General features: G+C 42.2%; 4 protein-coding genes and 1 tRNA gene. All 5 read left to right on the top strand.

What is annotated here, in order from left to right:
* Nucleotides 1-332, top strand: a 332-nt coding sequence (locus A3761_RS02275) for a tetratricopeptide repeat protein (RefSeq protein WP_197472742.1), incomplete at its 5' end; no start/stop codon positions are given.
* A 121-nt stretch (nucleotides 333-453) separates the two neighbouring features.
* A tRNA-Arg gene (locus A3761_RS02280) sits at nucleotides 454-530 on the top strand.
* Between the two features lie 84 nt (nucleotides 531-614).
* Nucleotides 615-1,121 (top strand): hypothetical protein, encoded by a 507-nt coding sequence (locus A3761_RS02285; RefSeq protein WP_156490240.1) that lies wholly within the window; start codon nucleotides 615-617, stop codon nucleotides 1,119-1,121.
* On the top strand, nucleotides 1,090-2,328 hold the full coding sequence (locus tag A3761_RS02290; protein ID WP_068552938.1) for a hypothetical protein: 1,239 nt from the start codon (nucleotides 1,090-1,092) through the stop codon (nucleotides 2,326-2,328). Before A3761_RS02285 ends, A3761_RS02290 begins: the two co-directional genes overlap by 32 nt.
* The coding region (locus A3761_RS02295) for a cache domain-containing protein (RefSeq protein WP_156491514.1) at nucleotides 2,328-3,129 on the top strand (802 nt) is incomplete at its 3' end. The genes A3761_RS02290 and A3761_RS02295, both read left to right, overlap by 1 nt.

Raw genomic sequence — 3,129 nt, forward strand, 5'->3', positions numbered from 1 at the left:
ATATTGAAGAGTTGCTTGATGAGCCTGTTAGCCTTCAGAAAAGGGTTAAAGCTAGAAAGCTTAACAAGAGTGGTATTACTGCATTTGAAGAGGGTGATCTGGACGAAGCGATTCGCGTTTTTGATGAGGCGCTTCAGGTTACGCCAAAACACCCAGCCCTTAACCTTAATACCGTCCAGGTAATGCTAAAACAAATTCGACAGCAAGGTGGCAACCCTCAGCTCAAAGCAAAGTGTGAGCAATGCTTGGACAATGTTAAGCATATTCCTGCTCAGCATAGGCAATACAAACGCTTCCAAAGTTTACAAACGAAGGTTAAGGCACTGTCCTAGTCGCAGGTAACAGTGGGTATCGCAAGTCCTGGCTTCAATTGTATGGGAATAATCTGTTGCAACGTGTAATTTCCACTTGAGCCTGACTCATTTGCTCGCTATTATTCCTGCGCCTATTTTTCCGCCCTTAGCTCAGCTGGATAGAGCGTCCCCCTCCTAAGGGGAAGGTCTCAGGTTCGAATCCTGAAGGGCGGGCCATTCTTGTTTATATCTCCATATTGCTCTTAAAACTCAGAGCTATGTTATTAAAGTGTAAAACCACGCGTGTTTAGGTTTGTGGCTTTGGCAATCCACAGATTATGGTCTACCTTTGTAATCATGTGGATAAAGTCCTTTATCATTTATATTTCTTTGATTGCAGTTTTCCAACTGTCGCTCGCCCGTACCTGTTATGCTGATGACTCAGGCGGTCATGTCAGTGAATCAGCGAACGCGCAGTCTGTTATCACTCATCTCTCCACGCTAACCGACACTTTAAGCTTAAATGAGTTGCGCGCTATTTTTAGTCTGAGAGCTAGAGCTTGGCCCGATGGAACAAAGATTACAGTGGTGGTTTTCCAAGATACCAACCCGGTTCATCGATCATTTTTGATGAATACCTTAAAAATGCTCCCGCATCAACTTAGGCGTCAATGGGACCGGTATATATACTCAGGTATAGGTCAGGGACCTGTTGTCGTTCAATCCGTCGAAGATATGCTAGCGACAATTAATAATACACCCGGGGCAATTGGTTATGTTGAAGGAGGCATGTCGAATGAGCATGTTACTACGGTCAGTATTCGCTAAGGCCGTTTTAGCGGTTGTGCTGGGTGGAACTTCTTTAGTTTCTTTCGCTACGGAAGCTAAGAAATATCTAGTGGATCATATCAATTGGCACGGTTTTGTTAGTCAAAGCTTTGTTTTAACCGATGAAAATGATTTTTTGGGTTCTAGTTCTGATGGTAGCTTTAAATACAATAGTGTTGGTTTAAACGGGTCTTGGAAGGCGACGAACTCTTTACAGTTTTCCATGCAGGGTCTTTACAAACAGATTGGTAACGGCGAGCCAAAAGGTACTAGACTTGATTTTGCGATACTTGATTGGCGGCTTTTTGATGATTTTGAATATGGTTTAGGTTTAAGAGCAGGGCGTTTAAAGAATCCGTTTGGCTTCTTTAACGAAACTAGAGATGTTGCAGTAACACGTCCTAGCTTACTGTTGCCTGAGTCTATTTATATTGATTACTTGCAAGAGATATTACATTCATCAGATAGTATAGGGCTTTATGGGCACCGGGAATTCCAGAGCGGTACGTTGTCGTTTAGTACTGCTTTTGGTGAGCCGATTTTTAATAGTCATAGTGTTGAGTCAATCTTAAGTACGAAAACCTCTGGTAGCTTCGATAATGAGCGCGCTAGCTTTACGAGGCTGTCTTTTGAACCCGGTTCTGGTGCGTGGCGCACTGCGCTTTCTTATGTTCAATTAGATGCTGATTTTACACCGGGAGCAGGGGAAACGTTTCAAGATCTTACTGTCACCCCTCCACTGTTTGAGGGTGAGCTTGGCCTAAAAGCATTGATGCTTTCTTTTGAACTCAGTATTGATAAATGGCGCTTCACAACTGAAATCCAACGACGAGATATCGAAGTAGATAACATTTTTGCTGGCAATAAAAATGTGGAAAAGTTTATTGGTTATTACGTTCAGGTAGATTATCAACTATCACCTAATATGCAGGTATATGTGCGCCAGGACGAAGCTTATCGGTTTAAAGACGACAAAGATGGCTCGGACTATGAAGCCGGTGACCCAATCAATAGGTATGCGCGTAATGCTTTTGCTAAAGACTCCACTATTGGCATTAGTTATGCTCCTTCGTTCGAATGGATGTTTTCAATCGAGTTTCACGCTGTAAATGGTACATTTTGGTTGCCTGACTTAGAAAATCCAGATATGGAAAAACAACGTAAGCACTGGAATATGTTTTTAGCTCAGGTGGCGTATCGTTTCTAATGCAAGACACAAAAAAACAGCTTTTTGTTAGTTTATATTGGAAGTCCGCAGTTGGCCTAGCTGCGATCTTTCTATCGTTCATCTCATTTTTTACATACTTCAATGTAGCGCAAATGCAATCCTTGCAAGCGCATAATAGAAGTGTGAACCAGCAGCAATATATTATTGAATATAACGGTTTGCTCAAGAAGAGCTCATTGCAGCTAATTAATATAATTGATGGTCTACCAAATTTAACGTCAGAAGGTCCGTATATTGAGGACAAGCTCGATTCGCACTGGCTGTCTTTACAGATAACTTGGGCCCTAGAGAGCGCAACCTTACTTAATGCAAAAGGCGAAGTGATTGGGCAGTGGGGTGATCAACGCATTCGTCCAAACTCCGACGTAATTGAGCGTACCTTGACGAGTCGCACTCCGTCCGAAGAAATGATCTGTTTTGAATTTTGTCAGTTAGCTGTACTGTCTCCGATTCTAGATATTAATGGTGATATTAAACTTATTCAGCTGAGCGTATCACTAGCAGATATGATGCTAGATTTTAATCGAATCACCGGATCTGATATCGGGATACTCACGCCGGTTAATAATAACTCTGAAGCATCAGTACAGTTTGGCAAGACTGGATTGGCTTTCTCTTCTTTGACGAATAAGCCTTTACTACAGCCAATTCTTCAGCAGCATGCTATTCAAAGTCGATGGAGGCGTGACTTTGTCGAAGCTGAAGGGCAGTTAATCAACATTATTGATTTACCAGGTTCTCAGTATGAGCTTATGTTCGTCTCTAACTCTGAATTGGTTG

This window comes from Oleiphilus sp. HI0123 (assembly GCF_001635315.1).